Here is a 19,615-nt window from a genome sequence, read left to right on the forward strand (position 1 = left end):
AAACGCCGCATCGCGCAAAAACAGGCCCGGCCCTTCGGGTTGCGCGGGAAATGGCCCCCGCTGTTGTTGCAGGACTTGGCAAGGGAATAACCATTACCTGCGTCCTGCGCCTAACCGGGGGCCATTTCTCGCGGCAACGCGGCTCGCAATGAAACGGCAACAGACCCTAGCGCAGACAACAAAAAACCCGCACCAGGCGGGTTTTTTGTTGGGCAAAGCGGCGCGTTAAGCGCTGGCTTTGCTGGTGGCGTCTTTGATCAGGGTCTGCAGTTCGCCCTTATCAAACATCTCCACCATGATGTCGCTGCCGCCAACCAATTCGCCGCCTACCCACAATTGTGGGAAAGTTGGCCAGTTGGCGTATTTCGGCAAGTTGGCGCGAATTTCTGGGTTTTGCAGAATATCGACGTAGGCGAATTTTTCGCCGCAGGCCATTACCACCTGGGTGGCTTTAGCCGAAAAGCCACACTGCGGGGCGTTTGGCGAACCCTTCATGTACAACAACACAGTGTTGTTGGCGATCTGTTCTTTGATGGTTTCAATGATATCCACGGGGCACCTCAACAGGACGTTTAACGCTCTGGCCGGCCCTTCGCCGGCACACTGCGGCAATTGTATCGCAAAGCCGAGTACCGCGCTCGGGCTCTACGATCAACTGCGCAGCGCAAATCGACAGCCGTTTCAGGCCGCCACCACTTCAACCGGCAGGCCATTCAGCGCAGCATTGCCCGACACCGCATCCAAGGCCCGCTCATCAGTTAGGTCGTTGACGCTGGCGCCCGGCAGCGCGCCGGCAATGGCCAACTGTACCCCCGACCGGTCGTGCCCCCAACCATGCGGCAAACTGACCACGCCCGGCATCATGTCGGTACTTTGCGCGACCTCCACCTCAATCATCCCGACCCGCGAGCTAATCCGCACGCGCTGGCCATCGGTCAGATCGCGCGCAGCCAAGTCGTCTGGGTGCATCAACAGTTGATGACGCGGCTTGCCTTTCACCAGGCGGTGGTAGTTATGCATCCAGGAGTTATTGCTGCGCACATGGCGACGGCCGATCAGCAGCAATTCACCGGCACCCGGCACCGGCTGCGCGGCAAAGCGCGGCAGATCGTTCAAGAGCAAGGCCGGCGCCGCCTGGACTTTTTTGTCCGGAGTCCTCAGGCGCTCTGCCAGGTTGGGCTTGAGCGCACCCAAATCAATGCCATGGGGCAGCTCTTGCAGCTTGGCCAGGGATAACTGGTGCTCGGACTTGTCGCCATAGCGGCCCATGCGCAGGCCCATGTCGATCATCTGCGCCGGCGCCATGGTCGGTTTCAGTTCCACCTCAAGCTTGGCTGCAAAGGCCTTGGCCAGACCCACCAGGATTTCCCAATCGTGCAGCGCGCCAGCCGGCTTGGCCAGCACCGGCTCGTTGAAACGGGCGACATTGCGCACCGCAAAGGAATTAAAGGTGGTGTCGTAGTGATCATGTTCCAGCGGCCCGGTAGGCGGCAGAATCAGATCGGCGTAACGAGTGGTTTCATTGATATAAAAATCAATGCTGAGCATAAACTCCAAGCCGTCCAAGGCCCGCTCCAGCTGGCGGCCATTGGGGGTGGATAGCACCGGATTGCCGGCCACAGTCACCAGCGCACGGATCTGCCCTTCCCCCGGCGTTAGCATTTCTTCGGCCAACGCCGCTACCGGGAACTCGCCGCTGTACTCGGGCAATCCGGAAACGCGGCTGCGCCAGCGGTCGAAGTGGGTACCGGAGCTGGAAGTCGTCAGGTCAATGGCCGCCTCGGTGCACAACGCCCCGCCCTCGCGATCGAGGTTGCCGGTGACCAGATTGATCAACTGGATCAGCCAATGACAGAGGGTGCCGAAGGCTTGGGTGGAAACGCCCATACGGCCATAGCACACGGCCTTGTCGGCGGCGGCGAAGTCGCGGGCCAGCTGACGAATGCTTTCAGCCGGCACACCGCAGCGCGCACTCATGGCCTCGGCGGTAAAGCCGGCAATGGCCTGACGGGCCGCGTCCAAGCCCGCTATTGGCAGATGACTGGAGCGGGTCAGGCCTTCTTCGAACAGGGTATTAAGCAGGCCAAATAACAGCGCCGCATCCTGCCCCGGACGGACAAACACATGCTGATCGGCGATGGCCGCCGTCTCGCTGCGCCGCGGGTCGACCACCACCAGCTTGCCGCCCCGCGCCTGAATCGCCTTCAGGCGTTTCTCCACATCCGGAACTGTCATGATGCTGCCGTTGGACGCCAAGGGGTTGCCGCCGAGAATCAGCATAAAGTCGCTGTGGTCGATATCGCAGATCGGCAGCAGGAAACCATGGCCGTACATCTGCAGGCTGACCAGATGATGGGGCAACTGGTCCACCGAGGTGGCGGAAAAGCGGCTGCGGGTTTTCAGTAAACCTAGGAAATAATTGCTGTGGGTCATCAGCCCGTAGTTATGCACGCTGGGGTTGCCATGATAGGTGGCGACTGCATTCTGCCCGTGGCGCGCCTGAATATCGGCGAGGCGGTTGGCGACCAGCTCGAACGCCTCCTCCCACTCGATGGCTTGCCATTCGCTGCCGACGCGGCGCATCGGTTGGCGCAGGCGATCGGGGTCATTCTGAATATCTTGCAAGGCCACGGCTTTCGGGCAGATATGGCCGCGACTAAAGCTGTCCTCGGCATCGCCCTTGATCGACAGAATCTGTGTGCTGCCGTCAGCCTCGGTTTGCGTGGCGATGGTTAAACCACAAATCGCTTCACACAGATGACAGGCGCGGTGATGGAGGGTTTTGCTCATGGCGGGCCTCAAAGTTCTTGCGCTAAATGATCATGCAGATCAGTACAGTCAAGACTATGGAGGCTGGAGGGGGGCTACGCTAGTTCGCTAGATCTTATGAATCGGCCGGTATTAGCCCGGCCGATTCAGCTCAACCCTTACTGGATAGAGCTAATGGTGCCTTTGTTGCCAGTTACTTTAACGGTTACGGTTTTGTAAACCTTGTAGTCCTGCACGCTTACTTCGTAGCGCGGCGCAACGATCAGGTCAGCACCCGAGGCTTTAACGGCCTTGAAAGCTGCAGCTGATTTGGCATCGGCAACTGGGTCAAGACCCAGAGCAAAACCACCTTCGCCGCCACCGTAAGAAACGCCATCGGCGAATTGAGTATCACCACCCAGTTTGAAGAAACCGAACAGTACGTTCACCGAAGATTGACCTTCGATCAGCTCGCCCACTTTTACGTCGGCTTTCAGGTTGGTAGTCACTTCACCATTCAGCGGTGCAGTCGGCTGACTAAAGTTTTGGCTGGCGCAACCGGTCAACAGAGCGAAGGCCGAGATAGCAGCGACAGAGATAACGCGCTTCATAAAAATTCCTTTTTACATTCCATAGAGACCCCCGCGAGGGGGAAGGCAGTTCATTGCCCATAAATTGCGCAGGCAAACTAACAGTGCCCCCCTCCATGAACAAGGCAAGATGTCCTTTTTGTGACAGTTCGCACGGCGAACTAACAAAAGGCTTGCAGCCTGACGGCGGATGCAAACGTCGGGACAATTTGCACCGATGCGTAACTTCCTTATAAGATCGCGCCCTTCCCTATTCGCCGCACTGTGCGGCCCGCGCCGTTGGCTCCTGTGGTTTTTTTCGTGAAAACCTAGTTTTGGTGCCAGCGAGCTGTAGTAATCAAGGTAGTTAATGATGAGCGCAAGGCACTTTCTCTCACTGCTGGACTGTACCCCCGCAGAGTTGAGCAGCCTGATTCGCCGTGGTATCGAACTGAAAACCCTGCGTAACCGGGGCGTGTTGTTCGAGCCGTTGAAAAACCGCGTGCTCGGGATGATTTTCGAAAAAGCCTCGACCCGCACCCGCCTGTCGTTTGAAGCCGGGATGATCCAACTGGGTGGCCAGGCGATTTTTCTCTCGCCACGCGACACTCAGCTGGGCCGTGGTGAGCCGGTCAGCGACGCCGCCATAGTCATGTCGAGCATGCTCGACGCGGTGATGATCCGCACCTTCGCCCACAGCACCCTGACCGAATTTGCCACCCACTCGCGGGTACCGGTGATCAACGGGCTGTCCGACGACCTGCACCCCTGCCAGCTGCTGGCCGACATGCAAACCTTCTTCGAGCAGCGCGGCAGCATCCAGGGCAAAACCGTGGCCTGGATTGGCGACGGCAATAATATGTGCAACAGCTATATCGAAGCCGCCCTGCAGTTCGACTTCCAGTTGCGCATCGCCTGCCCCGAGGGTTACGAGCCAGATCCGCGTTTTCTGGCCATGGCCGGCGAACGTGTGCAGGTGCTGCGCGATCCACGCCAAGCCGTAGCCGGCGCGCACCTGGTGAGCACCGACGTGTGGACCTCAATGGGCCAGGAAGAGGAAACCGCCAAGCGCCTGCAACTGTTCGCACCCTACCAAGTGACCCGCGAGTTGCTCGACCTGGCCGCCAGCGACGTACTCTTTATGCACTGCCTGCCCGCCCACCGTGGCGAGGAAATCAGCCTGGACCTGCTCGACGACCCGCGCTCGGTGGCCTGGGATCAAGCCGAGAACCGCTTGCACGCGCAAAAAGCCTTGCTCGAACTGCTGGTTGAACCGGCTTATCACCACGCATGAGCCACCCTTTGCTGTTAGCCCTGCGTAACCTCAGCTGCGGTTACCGCGGGCAACGGGTGGTCAGCGAGCTCAATCTGCACCTGAATGCTGGCGATATTGGCTGTTTACTCGGCCCCTCCGGCTGCGGAAAAACCACCACGTTACGGGCAATTGCCGGCTTCGAGGCCGTGCAGCAAGGTGAGATCAGCCTGGCCGGCCAAGTAATCTCGCGCCCCGGCTTTACCCTGGCTCCGGAGAAGCGCCGAATTGGCATGGTGTTTCAAGATTACGCGCTGTTCCCGCACCTGACGGTGGCGCAGAACGTCGCCTTTGGCATCCGCCAGCACCCGCAACGCCAGCAACTCACCCGCGAGTTATTGGAGCTGGTCAAACTCGACCTGCTCGGCCAGCGCTACCCCCATGAGCTGTCTGGCGGCCAACAGCAGCGCGTGGCTCTGGCCCGAGCCTTGGCGCCAGAGCCACAACTGCTGCTGCTCGACGAGCCGTTTTCCAACCTCGATGGCGAGCTGCGCCGCAAGCTCAGCCAAGAGGTGCGCGAAATCCTCAAACTGCGTGGCATCAGCGCCATCCTGGTCACCCACGACCAGCAAGAGGCGTTTGCCGTCAGCGATCACGTTGGGGTATTTAACCAGGGCCGCCTGCAGCAATGGGACACCCCGTTTAACCTCTATCACGAGCCGCTCACGCCCTTTGTGGCCAGCTTTATTGGCCAGGGTTATTTCATCCGCGGCCAACTGCTGTCGCCCGATACCGTGCAGACCGAGCTTGGGGTCATTCACGGTAACCGCGCCTACCTGTGGCCCAACGGCAGTGCGGTGGATGTGTTGCTGCGTCCCGACGATATTGTCTACGACCCCGACAGCCCGCTGCAGGCGCGGATTGTGGCCAAGACCTTTCTCGGCGCCGCCACCCTGTATCGCCTGCAACTGGCGACAGGCAGCCTGCTGGAATCGATTCTGCCCAGCCATGTCGACTTGGAAACGGGGCAGAACCTCGGCATTCGGATTGCCGCCGATCATCTGGTGGTGTTCCAGGTGGCGGACTAGGGCGGATGCAAGCTGTCGCGCTAATAGCTAAAGCCGAGCACTCACAGCCATAGTCGGCCGCTGGCCACCAAGCGCGCATAACCGCCAATCTTCACCCGCGCCCCCTCCAACCGACAGTGCAACTCGCCGCCGCGCGTGGAGCATTGGTAGGCCGACAACTCAGTTTTGTCCAAGCGCTGCGCCCAATAAGGGATCAGGCTGCAATGCGCCGAGCCGGTAACAGGGTCTTCATTAATACCCGCGGCAGGGGCAAAAAACCGCGAGACAAAATCATGTTGCTCACCCGCCGCGGTAATAATCACCCCCTGCCACGGCAAGCGGGCCAGCGCGGCGAAATCCGGCTGGCAGGCACGCACACTGTGCTCACTGTCGAGCACCGCTAGCAGCTTATCCGCCGCCAACACGGCCACCACGCTCACCCCTAGCGCCTGTTCTAGTTCCACGCTAACGGCCAGCGGTTGTGCGCGCAGGGCGGGAAAGTCGAGCACCAACATGCCGCCTTCACGGCTCACACTGAGCAGCCCGGTTTGGCCGATAAACTCAAGCCGTGCTCCCGGCTCGTCATACACCTCAAATAGCACATGCGCCGCCGCCAGCGTTGCATGCCCGCACAGGGGCACCTCGGTGACCGGAGTGAACCAGCGAATCCGCCAAGCGCCCTCCTCACGCACGACAAAAACGGTTTCCGCCAAGTTGTGCTCGGCGGCGATCTGCTGCATCAACTCATCGCTGAGCCAGGCATCCAGGCGATAGACCATCGCCGGATTGCCCGCGAATGCGCTTTGGCTAAAAGCATCGACCTGATGAAAATCCAATTGCATACCCCTCTCCTTGCCTCAATAAGCGTTCGACACCGACGCCCGAGCATGACCGCACAAGACTTCCAGAGACCACTACAGTCGTAGTTTTTTTCATGGCTACAGTCAGAAATACTCGGCAAAGCCTGTGCCACGGCAGCATTGAGCCGCTGCCCAGATTTTGCGCCCCAGGCCAGCAGCAGGCGCAAGAACGGTGCGCAGCCCGTCATCAAAAAGCCTTAACCCTCGTCACAAAAATACAAAATACCTTTAAAAAACAACAATATAAAAACGTGGCACAGAATCTGCAATTACCAGCTTCGGTCAGCACAACGGCGTGTCTGCCAAACCGACAATGACGTCATGGAACCCGGCTTTGCTTAAAAGCCCAGGGAGCCGTGACGTTTTTTTTGCCTTTTCGGTCCCAAGGAAACTTGCCATGCGCCCAGTTAAACTGTCCTTACTTTGCCTAGCCATCAGCAGCGCCACCCTCAGCCACAACGCCGTCGCCGAAGAAAGCCTCGGCAATATCCTCGGCCAAGGTCGGCTGATCTTCGAAGAACGTTATCGCTATGAATATGTCGATCAAGATGCCGTCAAGGGTAAACCCGAACTCAAGCAAGCCGATGCCCAGACCGTACGCACCCGTTTAGGCTTTCAAACCGGCAAGTGGTACGGCCTGTCGTCTTTGATTGAGGCCGACAACGTCACCCGCATCGGTAACGAGTCGTTTAACTCCACCCGTAACGGGCAAAAAGAATACTCGGCAGTCGCCGATCCGGACGGCACCGAAATCAACCAAGCCTTACTGCGTTATGACCACAAATATGGCACCGCCATCGGCGGTCGCCAGCGCATCAACCTTGACAACCAACGCTTTATTGGCGGCGTTGCATGGCGGCAAAACGAGCAGACCTTCGACGGCGGTTTACTGCAATTTAAACCCATTACCGGCCTGACCCTGACCACCGCTTACATCGATAACATCAACACCATCTGGGGCCCGGAAAACGGCAAGTACGACAACAAAACCAACCCAGCCAATATCAACGGCCACAGCAAACTGTTTAACGCCCAGTATGTGCTCATGCGCGATTTTCGCGGCACGCCACAACTGACCCTGACCGGTTACAACTACCTGCTCGATTTGGACAACATCGCGGTGGATGGCAAAGCCTCAACCCCGGTTGGCACCTTGTCGAGCCAGACGACCGGCCTGCGCTTGTCTGGCCTCGTCGCAGGTTTCACCTACGCCGCCGAATACGCCCAGCAAGAAGACTATGGCGACAACCCAAACCAACTCGACAGCGATTACTACCTGGCTGAACTCGGTTACACAGTGGGAACCGTGGCTCTAAAAGGCGGTTATGAAGTGCTCGGCGGTGGTGAAAACGGCAAGAGCGCTAAAAATAACAACCTCGCCTTCCAGACCCCACTGGCCACTAAACACGCCTTCCAGGGTTGGGCAGACGTGTTTCTAACCACCCCGACCGACGGCATTGAAGACGCCTACCTAGGCGCGACCATACCCTTGCTGGGTGGCAAGGTGGAGGCGGTCTACCACGACTTCTCCGCCCAACAAGGTGGCGACAACTACGGTGAGGAGTTAAACCTGTCCTATGCCCGCCCTATCCCTGCCGTGCCGGGCTTGGTCGCGCTAGTCAAATACGCCAATTACGACTCGGCCGACAACGCGCTGAGCACCTTCAATAACGTCGACACCCAGAAGTTCTGGCTGCAACTGCAGTACACCTACCTATAGCCTAAGCGCTAGCAGCGCGCTTCTTGCTCGCCACGGCTAAACAGGCAGCGCGCCAGTTCAGGTTCCGCTCACGCAGCTACAAAGGTACTGCGTGACGCTGACCGCCCGCATTTCAAGGAGCAGCACCATGCGCCTATCCCTACTGCCCACTGCACTGTTACTGCTCGGCGCGTTGTTTGCCTTGCCCTGTTCGGCAACCATCAATGACGCCGAGGCGATGAACCTGTCGGGCATGCAACGCATGCTCAGCCAACGCATGGCCAAGACCTACCTGATGATCGGCTCAGGCGTGCGCGCCGAAGTCGCCAATGAACAATTCGACCAGAGCCTGGCCAAGTTTGAGAGCAACTATCAGGCCCTGAATGACTACGCCCCCAACACTGAAATCCGCCAGGCACTGGCCACCGCCAACAGCATCTGGCAAGAGTACCGGCAGTTATTACTCAACAGCCCGAGCCGTGAAAACGCCCCGCAAGTGCTGGCGCTCAGCGATCAACTGCTGGGCCAATGCGAAAAAGTCGTGCAGCTGATTCAAAAACACACCGGCAGCAGCTCCGCCGTGCTGGTCAACCGCAGCGGTCGCCAACGGATGCTCAGCCAGCGTATCGCCAAGCTGTATCTGGCGCGCAGTTGGCGCCTGCCGGGAACCGAGCTGGAGCAACAATTTCAGCAAGCAGTGGATGAGTTCGACCGGGCCCTGAGCGAGCTACAAAACGCCCCACAAAACACCCCGGAAATCAGCGCGGCGCTGCACAAGGTCGAGGCGCAATGGACCTTCTCACGGGCAGGCTTTCGCCTGTCGAATGACTCGCGCTATGTGCCGACGGTAATTACCACCACCACCGAAACCCTGCTGCGACAGATGAATGAACTCACCAGCGCCTATGAAGCGGTGATGCGCGCCGACTCCTAAGCAAGGCTATGTGGTCGTTAACTGTTGGGAGGAAGGCCGAGGGCTATGACCTTGCACACTTAACGGGTACATAGTCCTTAAAAACGCTGGCGCACGTAGCCAATCAACCGTCGCTGCGCACCCGCTTCACCGCATCCAACCAACCACGGTAGAGATTAGCCCGATGGGCGCTGGCCATGCGTGGCGTGAAGCGGCGCTGCAAGTGCCAATGGCTGGCGATCTCTTCCAGGCTGCTGTACCAACCGGCCTGTAAACCGGCCAGATAAGCCACCCCCAGTGCGGTGGTTTCGGTGACTTCTGGACGCTCCACCGGCACCCCGAGAATGTCGGCCAAAAACTGCATGACCCAGTTGTTTTCCACCATGCCACCGTCCACCCGCAAAGCACTGGGCGCCGCGGCGCCGTCCTGGCGCATGGCCTCGAGCAGGTCACAGGTTTGGTAGCAGACCGCCTGCAGGCCGGCGGTGACTATCTCTTTAATCCCGGTATCGCGGGTCAAACCGAAGATCGCACCACGGGCTTTCGGGTCCCAATAGGGCGCGCCGAGGCCGGTAAAGGCCGGCACCAAGTACACCCCGCAGGCATCGCCGGTTTGTTCGGCCATCGCCTCACTCTCGCGGGCATGGCTGATCAACTTGATGCCGTCGCGCAGCCATTGCACCGCCGCGCCGGCGACAAAAATACTGCCCTCCACCGCGTAGTTAACTTGGCCATTCAAGCGATAGGCCACGGTGGTCAGCAGCCGATGCTTGGAGCTGATCGGGGTGGTGCCGGTGTTCTGGATCATAAAGCAGCCAGTGCCATAGGTGCTCTTGACCATGCCCGCCTGAAAACAGGCCTGACCGATCAAGGCCGCCTGCTGATCACCGGCCATGCCCAACACCGGGATGCTGGCACCGAGCAACTCGGCCTGGGTGTGGCCAAAGTCGGCGGCGCAGTCGAGCACCTCCGGCAACAGGCTGCGGGGAATATCAAACAGCGCCAGCAGCTCTTCATCCCACTCTTGGCTGTGGATATTAAACAGCAGGGTGCGCGAGGCATTGGTGGCATCGGTCTTGTGCGACTGGCCGCCGGTCAGGCGCCAGAGCAAAAAGCTGTCGACCGTGCCGAAGCGCAGTTCTCCGCGCTCGGCGCGCTCGCGGGCACCGGGCACGGTGTCGAGAATCCAGCGCAGCTTGGTCGCAGAAAAATACGGGTCAATCAACAAGCCGGTCTTGCTAGCCACCGCGCTTTCATGGCCGGCGGCTTTTAACTCGGCGCAGTAATCGGCGGTGCGCCGGTCCTGCCAAACAATCGCCGGATGAATCGGCCTACCGCTTTGCGCATCCCACACCAAAGTGGTTTCACGCTGATTGGTAATGCCGATGGCGGCAATCTCGCTGGCGGTCAAACCGCTGTTCTGCAGAGCCTCGCGGCAGACCTTGAGGGTGCTCAGCCACAGCTCCTCACCGTCATGCTCGACCCAGCCATCCTGGGGGAAATACTGTTTGAACTCCTGCTGGGCACTGGCCACCGGCAAGCCTTGGGCGCTAAACACGATGGCGCGGCTGCTGGAAGTGCCCTGATCGATGGCTAGAAGGTAATGCGCCATGAGATTCATCCTTATTATTGTTCAGCGAAATTAGGGCCAAGGTTACTCGCGGCCGATGGCGGCGAACTGGGCGTTACTGTATTGCTCCAAGGTGGCCGCGCTCAATTGCACTTCCAGCCCGCGCCGGCCGGCGCTGACAAAAATGCTCGGCTGCTGCCTGGCGGACTCATCAATAAAACTGCGCAAACGTTTTTTTTGCCCCAGGGGGCTGATGCCACCGAGCAAATAACCGGTGGCCCGCTGCGCCGCCTGCGGATCGGCCATCTCAACTTTCTTCACCCCGGCCGCCTGGGCCAGCGCTTTGAGGTCGAGACTGCCAGCCACCGGCACTACCGCCACCAGCAATTCTGCCTTCTCCGTCACTACCAGCAAGGTCTTGAACACCTGCGCGGCAGGCAAATTAAGCTTCTCGACCGCCTCCAAGCCATAGGAGCTCGACTGCGGATCGTGCTGATAGCTGTGCACCTGGTACTCAGCTCGGGCTCTCTTCAGTAACTGGATGGCTGGGGTCATGTTCGATAACGAAAATAGTCGAAAAAGTTTACTACCTTAGCGGAAAATTCAACGCAGGGCAGCAGCACGAATAACACCGATGTGAAAAACCTCAGGTAACCCCTGCACTAACCAACCTTAGTCGCCACTCGCACAGCCAACCGCAACGCCGGCATGCCGCTGATCAGTTGTATACTGCCCGGCATTCCCAGGGAGCCCCTATGAGCCTAGCGCCGCGCCAACAAAGCATCCTCGAACATGCCCGCGAACGCGGTTATGTCAGCATCGATGAACTGGCCCAAGCCTTTGCGGTGACCCCGCAAACCATTCGTCGCGACATCAACCAACTGGCCGAACTGGGCCTGTTGCGCCGTACCCACGGCGGCGCGGCGAGCGCCGCCTCGAGCATCGAAAACAGCGCCTATGGCATGCGCGCCGAACTTATGCGCGAGGAAAAACAGCGGATCGCCGAGGCCATAGCCGCGCAGATCCCCGATCACGCCTCGCTGTTTATCAATATCGGCACCACCACCGAAGCCATTGCCCGGGCGCTGCTCAATCACCACGGCCTGAAAATCATCACCAACAACCTGCATGTGGCCGCCCTGCTCAGCGCCAAAGCCGATTTCGAAGTGCTGCTGGCCGGTGGCACGGTGCGCAGCGATGGCGGCGTAGTCGGCCAGGCGGCGGTGGATTTTATCTGCCAGTTTAAAGTCGACTTCGCCCTGGTCGGCATCAGTGGCATTGACGACGACGGCAGCCTGCTCGACTTCGATTACCAGGAAGTGCGGGTTTCCCAGGCGATTATCGACAACGCCCGGCAAGTGTTCCTGGCCGCCGACTCCAGCAAGTTCGGCCGCAATGCCGTGGTGCGCCTGGGTCCGATCAGCCTGGTCGACAAAGTGTTCACCGACCACGCGCCCGCCCCGGCCATCAGCCGTTTGCTGCACGAGCAGAAGATCCAGCTCGAAGTGCACTGACCGGCAGCGCAACAAGCCCTTCCCTAGCGCCCAACGGCGCACTAGCGGCCGCCCGTGACTCGCGCTAACACCCGGCCAAATCCGGCTCGATTGCTATGCTCAAATAACCACTTGGCGCGAAAGCGCGCACCAGGCTAGCCAGATTGCGCGCTTTCGATTAGGCTGTTTTCGAAAGTGAACATTCACGCGTTCGATTTTGACTATTGGTGCCCGCATGCCTACTTCACCCAACACCGTTGATCCTCTCGCCGAAGTCTATGACCTGGCCGTTATCGGTGGCGGCATCAATGGCGTCGGGATTGGCGCCGATGCTGCCGGGCGCGGCCTGTCGGTGTTTCTCTGCGAAAAAGACGACCTGGCGCAACACACCTCCTCGGCCAGCAGCAAACTGATCCACGGCGGCCTGCGCTATCTGGAACATTACGAGTTTCGCCTGGTCCGTGAAGCCTTGGCCGAACGCGAAGTGCTGCTGGCCAAAGCTCCGCATATCGTCAAACCGCTGCGCTTTATCCTGCCGCACCGCCCACACCTGCGCCCGGCCTGGATGATTCGCGCTGGACTGTTTCTTTACGACCACCTGGGCAAACGGGAAAAATTACCCGGTTCGCGCGGCCTGCGCTTCGGCGCTGGCAGCCCGCTCAAGGCCAGCATCACTCGCGGCTTCGAATACTCCGATTGCTGGGTCGACGATTCCCGCCTGGTGGTGCTGAACGCCATGGCCATCCGCGAACACGGCGGCCATGTGCACACCCAGACCCGTTGCGTCAGCGCCCGGCGCAGCAAAGGCCTGTGGCACCTGCATCTGGAGCGCAGCGATGGCAGCCGCTACTCGATCCGCGCCCGCGCCTTGGTAAATGCCGCCGGCCCTTGGGTGGCGCGCTTTATCAAGGAAGACCTGGGGCAACAATCGCCCTACGGCATCCGTTTGATTCAAGGCAGTCACATCGTGGTGCCACGGCTGTTTGACGGTGAAGAAGCTTATATTTTGCAAAACGAGGATGGCCGGATTGTCTTCGCCATTCCGTACCTGGAGCGTTTTACCCTGATCGGCACCACCGACCACGAGTACCAGGGCGACCCTGCCAAGGTGAAAATCACCGAGGGCGAAATCGACTACCTACTGAGCGTGGTCAACAACCACTTCAAGCAGCCACTGGCCCGCGCCGACATCGTCCACACCTACGCCGGCGTGCGCCCGCTCTGTGATGACGAGTCAAACGATCCGTCCGCCGTGACCCGCGACTACACCCTGGCGCTGTCCGGCTTGCCGGGCGAAGCGCCGCTGCTGTCGGTATTCGGCGGCAAACTGACCACCTACCGCAAGCTGGCCGAGTCGGCCCTGAGCCAACTGTCGACGTACTTCCCCAAGATGAGCGCCAGCTGGACCGCCAGCGCGCCGCTGCCCGGCGGCGAGCAGATGAGCAGCGTCAGCGAACTCAGCGAGCGCCTCTGCCAGCAGTTCGGTTGGCTGCCACAACCCCTGGCCAAGCGTTGGGCCAGCAGTTACGGCAGCCGTGTGTGGCAACTGCTGGATGGCGTCAGCAACCTCAGCGATCTGGGTGAGCACCTGGGCGCCGGCCTCTATGTGCGCGAAGTCGACTACCTGTGCCAACAGGAATGGGCCAAGTGCAGCGCCGACATCCTCTGGCGGCGCAGCAAGCTCGGCCTGTTTATGACCGCCAGCCAACAAACCAAGCTGGACCACTACTTACTGCAGCACAGCCCGCAAGGCGCCCGCGTCGCCTAAACACCCGAGCAATCCCCTTGGCCCCGCAAATGCGGGGCTTTTTTTGACATGGCCAAACGCCAGCCGAAAGTTAGGCCCAAGCAGCTTGCACTGTGGTTGCGCTGTTGTAGGATGCCCCGCTGCATGGATGCCCGCCCCGTAGCGCTGCTGGCATGCCTGTCCGATTTTAAAGGCCTGCCAAGGAGTTGCTCGTGGCCCTTCCTACTTTCCGTAAAACCATGATTGCCCTCGCCGTTCTAGCCTCGCAGCCGGCCCTTGCTGACACCCTGAATCTGACGGGAAGCCCCACTCTAGTCACCGGCCCATTTCCTTTCGACGAGCCACTGATCCTCACTGGCCAAGCCAGCGGTACTGAGTACGCAGTTGATCTAGATGCGCCATTCTCATTCTCCTCATTCCCGATAGACCAAGTGGGCGACGTGATCAACAGGGCCGACCTGAGCGTAAACGCTGACGATGGCAGCGCCTTGCGCTTTCGCAACTACGCCTTTTTATTCACGCAAATGGTTGGTTCACTGATCAATGAAGGCACACTCAGCAGCCAGGGCCGCAACTCGGCAGGCCTGCATATCGGTGGCACTCGGATCAGCATTTTCGATGCAGTTATGATTTCTGGTTCCGTGGCCAACGCGGGCAGCATCCGAGTTGGCGGCACCGGTGCCGCCGGTATTCGACTATCAGGCCTTACCTTGATTCAAGACGACCTCAACAATAGCGGAGCGATAATAGCTAATGGGGATAACGCGGTGGGCATCAGCACCGATGGCCTCAGCCAAATATTAGGCAACCTGCTCAATACCGGCTCGATAGCCACTACTGGTAGCCATAGCAGCGCTATTCACCTCAATGCCTTGAGTCTGCAAGGCTACCTGGACAACCAGGGCACCCTGCAGAGTCAGGGCGACGGCAGTGCCGCCTTGCGCGTCAGCAATAGCAGCACGGCTGATTCTCTGAACAACAACGGCAAAATTCTCACTTCTGGTACCGCCAGTCGCGGCATTTCTGTTGAGCAAGGCAGTTACCTTTCCGCAAACGAGCCAATTTTCATCACCAACCAAGGATTGATCCAGACTGAAGGCACCGACAGCATCGGCGTATTTATCGATCATCCGGCGAATGTGCAAATCCTCATCAACCAGGGCGATATTCAGGCCACTGGTAGCAACAGTCGCGGGATCGTGGTCGGCAGTGGCTATCCCACAGACACGTCGGCCGGCAATGACAGCTTGCAACTGATCGCCAACGGCACCATCACGGCCGATGGCGTGGCCATTGATGTCGCCGCCAGCCCCGACAATTACACATCTTTTTACCCCTGGACCCAGGTCGATGTCGGAGGATCAGTGACAGGAGGAGCCGCCGCCATTCGTGGAGATGGCAACACCAATGTGAATTTATTCGGCGGTGAAGTTCACGGCGATCTGCTGGGCCTCGATCAGCTTCTCGTCGATGACGCACTAATCGACAGCGCTCGGATAGAGGCCAAGCAAATGGCCATCGGCAGTCTCGAACTGGCGCAAGCTCACAGCCAACTCACGGGCAATCTCGAACTGCTGGGCAACTCCGCCCTGGATCTGAATCTTTCCCGGCAGACCGACAACCAGCGCGCCATTCTGGCGGTCAGTGGCACGACCACGATCAACTTCAACGATAAGATTCGCCTGAAAGCGGCAGCACAAGATTTCCGTTTGGCCGGGCCTCGCCAGTACGTACTGATCTCGGCCAATCAGATCATTGATCAAAGCCCACCTTGGGATCAGGGCCTGAGCGTCAGCAGCCTCTCCGACCTGCTGCGTGTCTACAGCTACCAAGTCAGCGACACTCAGATCACCGCCATGGTCGGCGGTATCTCGACCATGGAGGCCGTCGATTACTTGCGCGCAGAGGGCGCCAGCAACCATGTGCTACCGGCTTATGGCATGTTCTATGGCAACGTCGTAAGCCAACTGGACGACAGCGATCCGCTGTTCCAGACTTTCACCAGCAGCAACGATCAGCAATTGCTGGCGCTGGCCAACCAACTCGCACCGGATGTCAGTGGTGCACTCAACCAGAATCAAAACAGCAACCTCAATCTGCTCGGCGGCACCCTGCAGCAGCGTGGCAACACCCAGCGCCAGGGTCTCTCTGCCGGTGACGGCCTGAGCGAAACCGGGGCCTGGCTGCAGGTACTCAATAGCGACGCCAATCAAGGCAGCCGCAGTGGCACCCCCGGTTACGACGCCGACAGCCAGGGCATCTTGGTCGGTGCCGACGGCAAGCTGAATGAGTCCACCACCCTGGGTCTGGCCTACAGCTTTATCGACAGCGATGTGCACGGTGCCGGCAACAAGACCGAAAGCGACGCCCAGGCGCTGAGCCTGTATGGCAACTGGGCACAGAACGCCTGGTTTAGCGACGCCAGTCTGACCTACGGCCAGGCTGACAATGACAGCAACCGCACCATCAGCGGCTCCCGCGCCAAGGCCAATTTCGACAGCCAGTTGCTGGGTGCCGAGCTGCTCGGCGGCTATAGCTTCGCGCCACAACCCGGCCTGCAACTGGAGCCGCGTGTCGGCGCTCGTTACAACCGGGTAGATATCGACGGCTACCGCGAAAAAGGCTCAGCTGCGGCCCTGGCAGTCAGCGCCCAGCGCTACGAAGTCGGTGAATTGGGCGCCGGCCTGCGGCTGGCCAGTGAGCTGAGTCTCGGTGCCGGCCAACTCAAGCCCGAGCTGACGCTGATGGCCTGGCATGATCTGATCGCCGATCAGGTGAACAGTAACAGTGCCTTCCTCGCCGGAGGTTCGACCTTCGTCACCAATGGCAGCTCCCCGACACGCGACAGTTACCAGGCAAACATAGGCGTCGACTACGAACTGGGGGCCATCACCCTGGGTCTGGGCTACGACTACCTGGGCAAGGCCGACTACTCGGCCGACACCTTCAACGCCAAGGTTCGCTACGATTTCTAACCGGCGTTGCCGACAGCTAAGCCCGCTTATGCGGGCTTGGTTTTTTGCGCTGCTGCTCGGCGGCTGCCAGAGTTCGCAAAACCAGCTGCAGTCATTGGCCAACGCCAGCGGCCATCAACTGCTGCGCCTGCCGAGTCAGCCATTCGCCCTACTGGCTGCACTGCCAGAACGCCCGGTTGACGAGTCGCTGCGGGTTTATATCGAGGGCGACGGTCACGCCTGGATTCACGCCGACCGCCCGAGCCTCGACCCAACCCCCGACGACTTGCTGGTAGCACAACTGGCGTTAGAAGACCCCAGACCCAGCGTCTATCTCGCACGTCCTTGCCAGTTCATTGAGGAGCATAAATGCACCAAGCGCTGGTGGACTTCGGCCCGCTACGCCCCCGAAGTGATCGCCAGCCTGGATGCGGCCCTGAGTCTGCTGAAAGCTCGCCTGGGCAACCGGCAGTTCGAGCTGATTGGCTATTCCGGCGGTGCCACCCTGGCGCTGCTGCTGGCCGAACGGCGTACCGATATCGTCAGCCTGCAGACCCTAGCCGGCAATCTAAGCCCAAACCAATGGGCGCAGCAGCAGGGGCTTGCACCGCTCACCGAGTCACTGCCACCGAATCTGAGCAGCGGGCAATTAGCCGGCATCAAGCAGCGGCACCTGGCCGGCGCGACTGACCAGGTGATCCCAGCCGGACTCATCCAGCAAAGTGCCAAGCAACTGAGCCGACAAGGCTGCGTGGAGTTTCATCTATTGCCAGGTGTTAGCCACCAACTTGGCTGGTTGCACGCTTGGCGGGCATGGCGTGAGCGCCCTATCGAATGCGCGAGACCAAAACTAAAAACCGTTAATTAGCTGCAACCCAATCTGCACGCAGAATAAACCGCGCAAATAATGTTCAAGGTTACTCAGCCTGCAAAAGTGCAGCCCCACGCCAACGATCAAAACCCGCCGCCAGTAACAGCGTCAGCCCCACCGGCAGGAGCCAGCCGAGGCTTTGCTCGGCCAGCGGCATTTGATTAAACACGGTGGGCACCCAGGTTTTCAGGCCGGCGGCGAGCAGGCCGTCCATCAGGCCGAACAGCAGCGTCACCGCCATGACCGGGATGAATACCCGCTTAGGCTCGCACCACAGGCGATCGGCCAGGCTCAACGCCACCAGCACTATGGCCAGTGGATACAGCGCCACCAGCACCGGCACCGAGACGCTGATCAGCTGGGTCAGGCCCTGATTGGCCACTAGCAAACTAAAGACGCCCAGCAGCACCACCACCGTGCGGTACGACAGCGGCAGCAGTTTGCTGAAGAACTCGCCACAGGCCGTCAGCAGGCCGACTGCAGTGGTCAAGCAGGCCAGGGTAATCACCAGCGCCAACAACAAACTGCCGGCAACGCCGAAGGTGTGTTGCACGTAGCTGGACAAAATCTGCACGCCGTTCTGCGCCCCGCCGGCAATGCTCTGGCTGGTGGCACCGAGGTAAAACAGCGACAAATAGACCAGCGACAGACCGCAGGCGGCGATCAGCCCGGCGCTGATGGCGTAGCGGGTGATCAGCGCCTCGTTGCGCACCCCGCGGTCACGGATCGCGGTGGCAATCACGATGCCAAACACCAGGGCGCCGAGGGTGTCCATGGTCAGATAACCCTGCAGAAAGCCCTGCAGCAGCGGTGCGGCTTGATAGGCCGGCGCAGTGCTGCCGATGGCGCCGGCCGGGACCAAGACGGCGGCGCCACCCAACACCAATAAGGCGCTGAGTAACAGAGGTGCAATCCATTTACCGATCCGGTCGACCAGTTGCCCGGGGTTCAGCGACAGGAACAACACGCAGGCGAAATAGCCCAGGGTGTAGAGCCGCAAGGCCGTTTCACTGTTGCCGCTAAAGGGCGCCACGCCCATTTCAAACGACACCACCGCCGTGCGCGGGGTGGCAAACAAGGGCCCGATGGCCAAATACACCACCACCGCAAAGAGCCCGCCGGCGTGCCGCCCGAGCGGTGCAGTGAGGCGTTGCATGCCACCACCAACGCGGGCCAGCGCCACTACGGTGAGCAGCGGCAAGCCAACCCCGGTGAGCAGAAAGCCCAGCGCGGCCAACCACAGCTGCTCACCGGCAGCCATGCCAACGCTCGGCGGAAAGATGATATTGCCGGCGCCAAGAAACAGCGCAAAGGTCATAAAGCCAAGGGCTAACAGGTCGCGATGGGGCAAGCGTTGCATGGGGGTTCACCACAGCAGAAGGGTCGACAGAGGCTTCCCGGCGGATAACAGGGAAACGCCAAACCAATGTCAGCCGGCTTAGCCTGACTCAACCAGCCTCTTGTGGAGACTACAGAGCGCAGCGGTCGCCACCTTAAAGCAAGGCTGGCGACACCACAGCCGCCATCAGGCTGCAGGTCGATGCACTAACCGCAGATGTCGCAATCCTGAACTTAGCCGGCTCAACAGCGCGCCACCAATAAAGCCATGGAGCACACGCCCTTAGCGGATGTAGTCGGCGGTTTTCCCGGCACCAGGGTCAACTGCGGCTCAGCCAACGGCAGCTGCTGGACCGCCAGATAAGGCAACTGTGCCGTCAGCAGCGGGTTTTTAAAGGCTATGTACCCGTTAACTGTTGAAGGGGTCGCCCAACGGCCTCTTGCAGGCAAAACTCGGGCTGAATACGCTTTGCATACCGCTCTAGCATGCGTCGCCAACCCAAGTAATTGACGAGATACTTGGTCGCCACACCA

Annotated in this window: 15 protein-coding genes and 1 pseudogene; 8 read left to right on the top strand and 8 right to left on the bottom strand. The window is 59.8% G+C overall.

The annotated features are described in order from the left end of the window. Positions 1-225: 225 nt before the first annotated feature. The 3 genes from grxD to Q8R10_RS17880 form a co-directional block, all read right to left on the bottom strand. Positions 226-552, bottom strand: a complete 327-nt coding sequence (gene grxD / locus Q8R10_RS17870; protein ID WP_305655215.1) for a Grx4 family monothiol glutaredoxin — start codon at positions 550-552, stop codon at positions 226-228. A gap of 129 nt (positions 553-681) precedes the next feature. Then, a complete protein-coding gene (locus tag Q8R10_RS17875) occupies positions 682-2,790 on the bottom strand; it encodes a molybdopterin oxidoreductase family protein (RefSeq protein ID WP_305655216.1) in 2,109 nt (702 codons plus the stop codon). Positions 2,791-2,927: 137 nt separating this feature from the next. Then, entirely contained in the window at positions 2,928-3,359 is a 432-nt protein-coding gene (locus tag Q8R10_RS17880) for a hypothetical protein (RefSeq protein ID WP_305655217.1), read from the bottom strand. Positions 3,360-3,690: 331 nt separating this feature from the next. Here Q8R10_RS17880 and argF point away from each other — a divergent pair, with 331 nt between their 5' ends. Together argF and Q8R10_RS17890 are read left to right on the top strand one after the other, a co-directional pair. After that, positions 3,691-4,611: an ornithine carbamoyltransferase gene (gene argF / locus Q8R10_RS17885; RefSeq protein ID WP_305655218.1), complete on the top strand. Its 921-nt coding sequence runs from the start codon at positions 3,691-3,693 to the stop codon at positions 4,609-4,611. Further along, positions 4,608-5,657 (top strand): ABC transporter ATP-binding protein, encoded by a 1,050-nt coding sequence (locus Q8R10_RS17890; protein ID WP_305655219.1) that lies wholly within the window; start codon positions 4,608-4,610, stop codon positions 5,655-5,657. The genes argF and Q8R10_RS17890 overlap by 4 nt, the downstream gene beginning before the upstream one ends. Positions 5,658-5,698: 41 nt before the next feature. Here Q8R10_RS17890 and Q8R10_RS17895 read toward each other — a convergent pair whose 3' ends face one another. Continuing rightward, positions 5,699-6,478: a PhzF family phenazine biosynthesis protein gene (locus tag Q8R10_RS17895; protein WP_305655220.1), complete on the bottom strand. Its 780-nt coding sequence runs from the start codon at positions 6,476-6,478 to the stop codon at positions 5,699-5,701. A 415-nt stretch (positions 6,479-6,893) separates the two neighbouring features. Here Q8R10_RS17895 and Q8R10_RS17900 point away from each other — a divergent pair, with 415 nt between their 5' ends. Together Q8R10_RS17900 and Q8R10_RS17905 are read left to right on the top strand one after the other, a co-directional pair. After that, positions 6,894-8,216: a hypothetical protein gene (locus Q8R10_RS17900; protein ID WP_305655221.1), complete on the top strand. Its 1,323-nt coding sequence runs from the start codon at positions 6,894-6,896 to the stop codon at positions 8,214-8,216. A gap of 127 nt (positions 8,217-8,343) precedes the next feature. Next, complete coding sequence (locus Q8R10_RS17905) at positions 8,344-9,129, top strand: type IV pili methyl-accepting chemotaxis transducer N-terminal domain-containing protein (protein WP_305655222.1); 786 nt, start codon at positions 8,344-8,346, stop codon at positions 9,127-9,129. A 103-nt stretch (positions 9,130-9,232) separates the two neighbouring features. Here the strand turns inward: Q8R10_RS17905 and glpK are convergent, their stop codons facing one another. Together glpK and ybaK are read right to left on the bottom strand one after the other, a co-directional pair. Then, positions 9,233-10,720: a glycerol kinase GlpK gene (gene glpK / locus Q8R10_RS17910; RefSeq protein ID WP_305655223.1), complete on the bottom strand. Its 1,488-nt coding sequence runs from the start codon at positions 10,718-10,720 to the stop codon at positions 9,233-9,235. Between the two features lie 42 nt (positions 10,721-10,762). Beyond that, entirely contained in the window at positions 10,763-11,233 is a 471-nt protein-coding gene (ybaK, locus tag Q8R10_RS17915) for a Cys-tRNA(Pro) deacylase (RefSeq protein ID WP_305655224.1), read from the bottom strand. 200 nt (positions 11,234-11,433) lie between these two features. On the opposite strand from ybaK, the gene Q8R10_RS17920 reads away from it, so the two are divergent. From Q8R10_RS17920 to Q8R10_RS17935, 4 genes are all read left to right on the top strand, one after another. Then, the gene (locus Q8R10_RS17920; RefSeq protein WP_305655225.1) at positions 11,434-12,192 is read left to right on the top strand and encodes a DeoR family transcriptional regulator; all 759 of its coding nucleotides are present in this window, start codon (positions 11,434-11,436) and stop codon (positions 12,190-12,192) included. Positions 12,193-12,406: 214 nt separating this feature from the next. Further along, positions 12,407-13,939 carry a glycerol-3-phosphate dehydrogenase gene (glpD, locus tag Q8R10_RS17925; RefSeq protein ID WP_305655226.1) on the top strand — a complete coding sequence of 511 codons (1,533 nt, stop codon included), beginning with the start codon at positions 12,407-12,409 and terminating at the stop codon, positions 13,937-13,939. Positions 13,940-14,130: 191 nt separating this feature from the next. Next, positions 14,131-16,893, top strand: a complete 2,763-nt coding sequence (locus tag Q8R10_RS17930; RefSeq protein ID WP_305655227.1) for an autotransporter outer membrane beta-barrel domain-containing protein — start codon at positions 14,131-14,133, stop codon at positions 16,891-16,893. Between the two features lie 28 nt (positions 16,894-16,921). Continuing rightward, the gene (locus tag Q8R10_RS17935) at positions 16,922-17,740 is read left to right on the top strand and encodes an alpha/beta fold hydrolase (protein WP_305655229.1); all 819 of its coding nucleotides are present in this window, start codon (positions 16,922-16,924) and stop codon (positions 17,738-17,740) included. 49 nt (positions 17,741-17,789) lie between these two features. Here the strand turns inward: Q8R10_RS17935 and brnQ are convergent, their stop codons facing one another. Next, entirely contained in the window at positions 17,790-19,103 is a 1,314-nt protein-coding gene (gene brnQ / locus Q8R10_RS17940; RefSeq protein ID WP_305655231.1) for a branched-chain amino acid transport system II carrier protein, read from the bottom strand. 376 nt (positions 19,104-19,479) lie between these two features. Further along, positions 19,480-19,615: pseudogene (locus tag Q8R10_RS17945) on the bottom strand (IS1595 family transposase); the annotation flags it as partial.

It is taken from the genome of Pseudomonas sp. (assembly GCF_030698175.1).
GTDB lineage: Bacteria > Pseudomonadota > Gammaproteobacteria > Pseudomonadales > Pseudomonadaceae > Aquipseudomonas.

What these genes read in the sequence shown, in the direction of transcription:
- Q8R10_RS17890 (WP_305655219.1), top strand. Translation starts at nt 4,608, where the DNA reads ATGAGCCACCCTTTGCTGTTAGCCCTGCGTAACCTCAGCTGCGGTTAC.
- glpD (WP_305655226.1), top strand. Translation starts at nt 12,407, where the DNA reads ATGCCTACTTCACCCAACACCGTTGATCCTCTCGCCGAAGTCTATGAC.
- argF (WP_305655218.1), top strand. Translation starts at nt 3,691, where the DNA reads ATGAGCGCAAGGCACTTTCTCTCACTGCTGGACTGTACCCCCGCAGAG.
- ybaK (WP_305655224.1), bottom strand. Translation starts at nt 11,233, where the DNA reads ATGACCCCAGCCATCCAGTTACTGAAGAGAGCCCGAGCTGAGTACCAG.
- Q8R10_RS17875 (WP_305655216.1), bottom strand. Translation starts at nt 2,790, where the DNA reads ATGAGCAAAACCCTCCATCACCGCGCCTGTCATCTGTGTGAAGCGATT.
- Q8R10_RS17935 (WP_305655229.1), top strand. Translation starts at nt 16,922, where the DNA reads ATGCGGGCTTGGTTTTTTGCGCTGCTGCTCGGCGGCTGCCAGAGTTCG.
- Q8R10_RS17880 (WP_305655217.1), bottom strand. Translation starts at nt 3,359, where the DNA reads ATGAAGCGCGTTATCTCTGTCGCTGCTATCTCGGCCTTCGCTCTGTTG.
- Q8R10_RS17900 (WP_305655221.1), top strand. Translation starts at nt 6,894, where the DNA reads ATGCGCCCAGTTAAACTGTCCTTACTTTGCCTAGCCATCAGCAGCGCC.
- Q8R10_RS17895 (WP_305655220.1), bottom strand. Translation starts at nt 6,478, where the DNA reads ATGCAATTGGATTTTCATCAGGTCGATGCTTTTAGCCAAAGCGCATTC.
- glpK (WP_305655223.1), bottom strand. Translation starts at nt 10,720, where the DNA reads ATGGCGCATTACCTTCTAGCCATCGATCAGGGCACTTCCAGCAGCCGC.
- Q8R10_RS17920 (WP_305655225.1), top strand. Translation starts at nt 11,434, where the DNA reads ATGAGCCTAGCGCCGCGCCAACAAAGCATCCTCGAACATGCCCGCGAA.
- Q8R10_RS17905 (WP_305655222.1), top strand. Translation starts at nt 8,344, where the DNA reads ATGCGCCTATCCCTACTGCCCACTGCACTGTTACTGCTCGGCGCGTTG.
- brnQ (WP_305655231.1), bottom strand. Translation starts at nt 19,103, where the DNA reads ATGCAACGCTTGCCCCATCGCGACCTGTTAGCCCTTGGCTTTATGACC.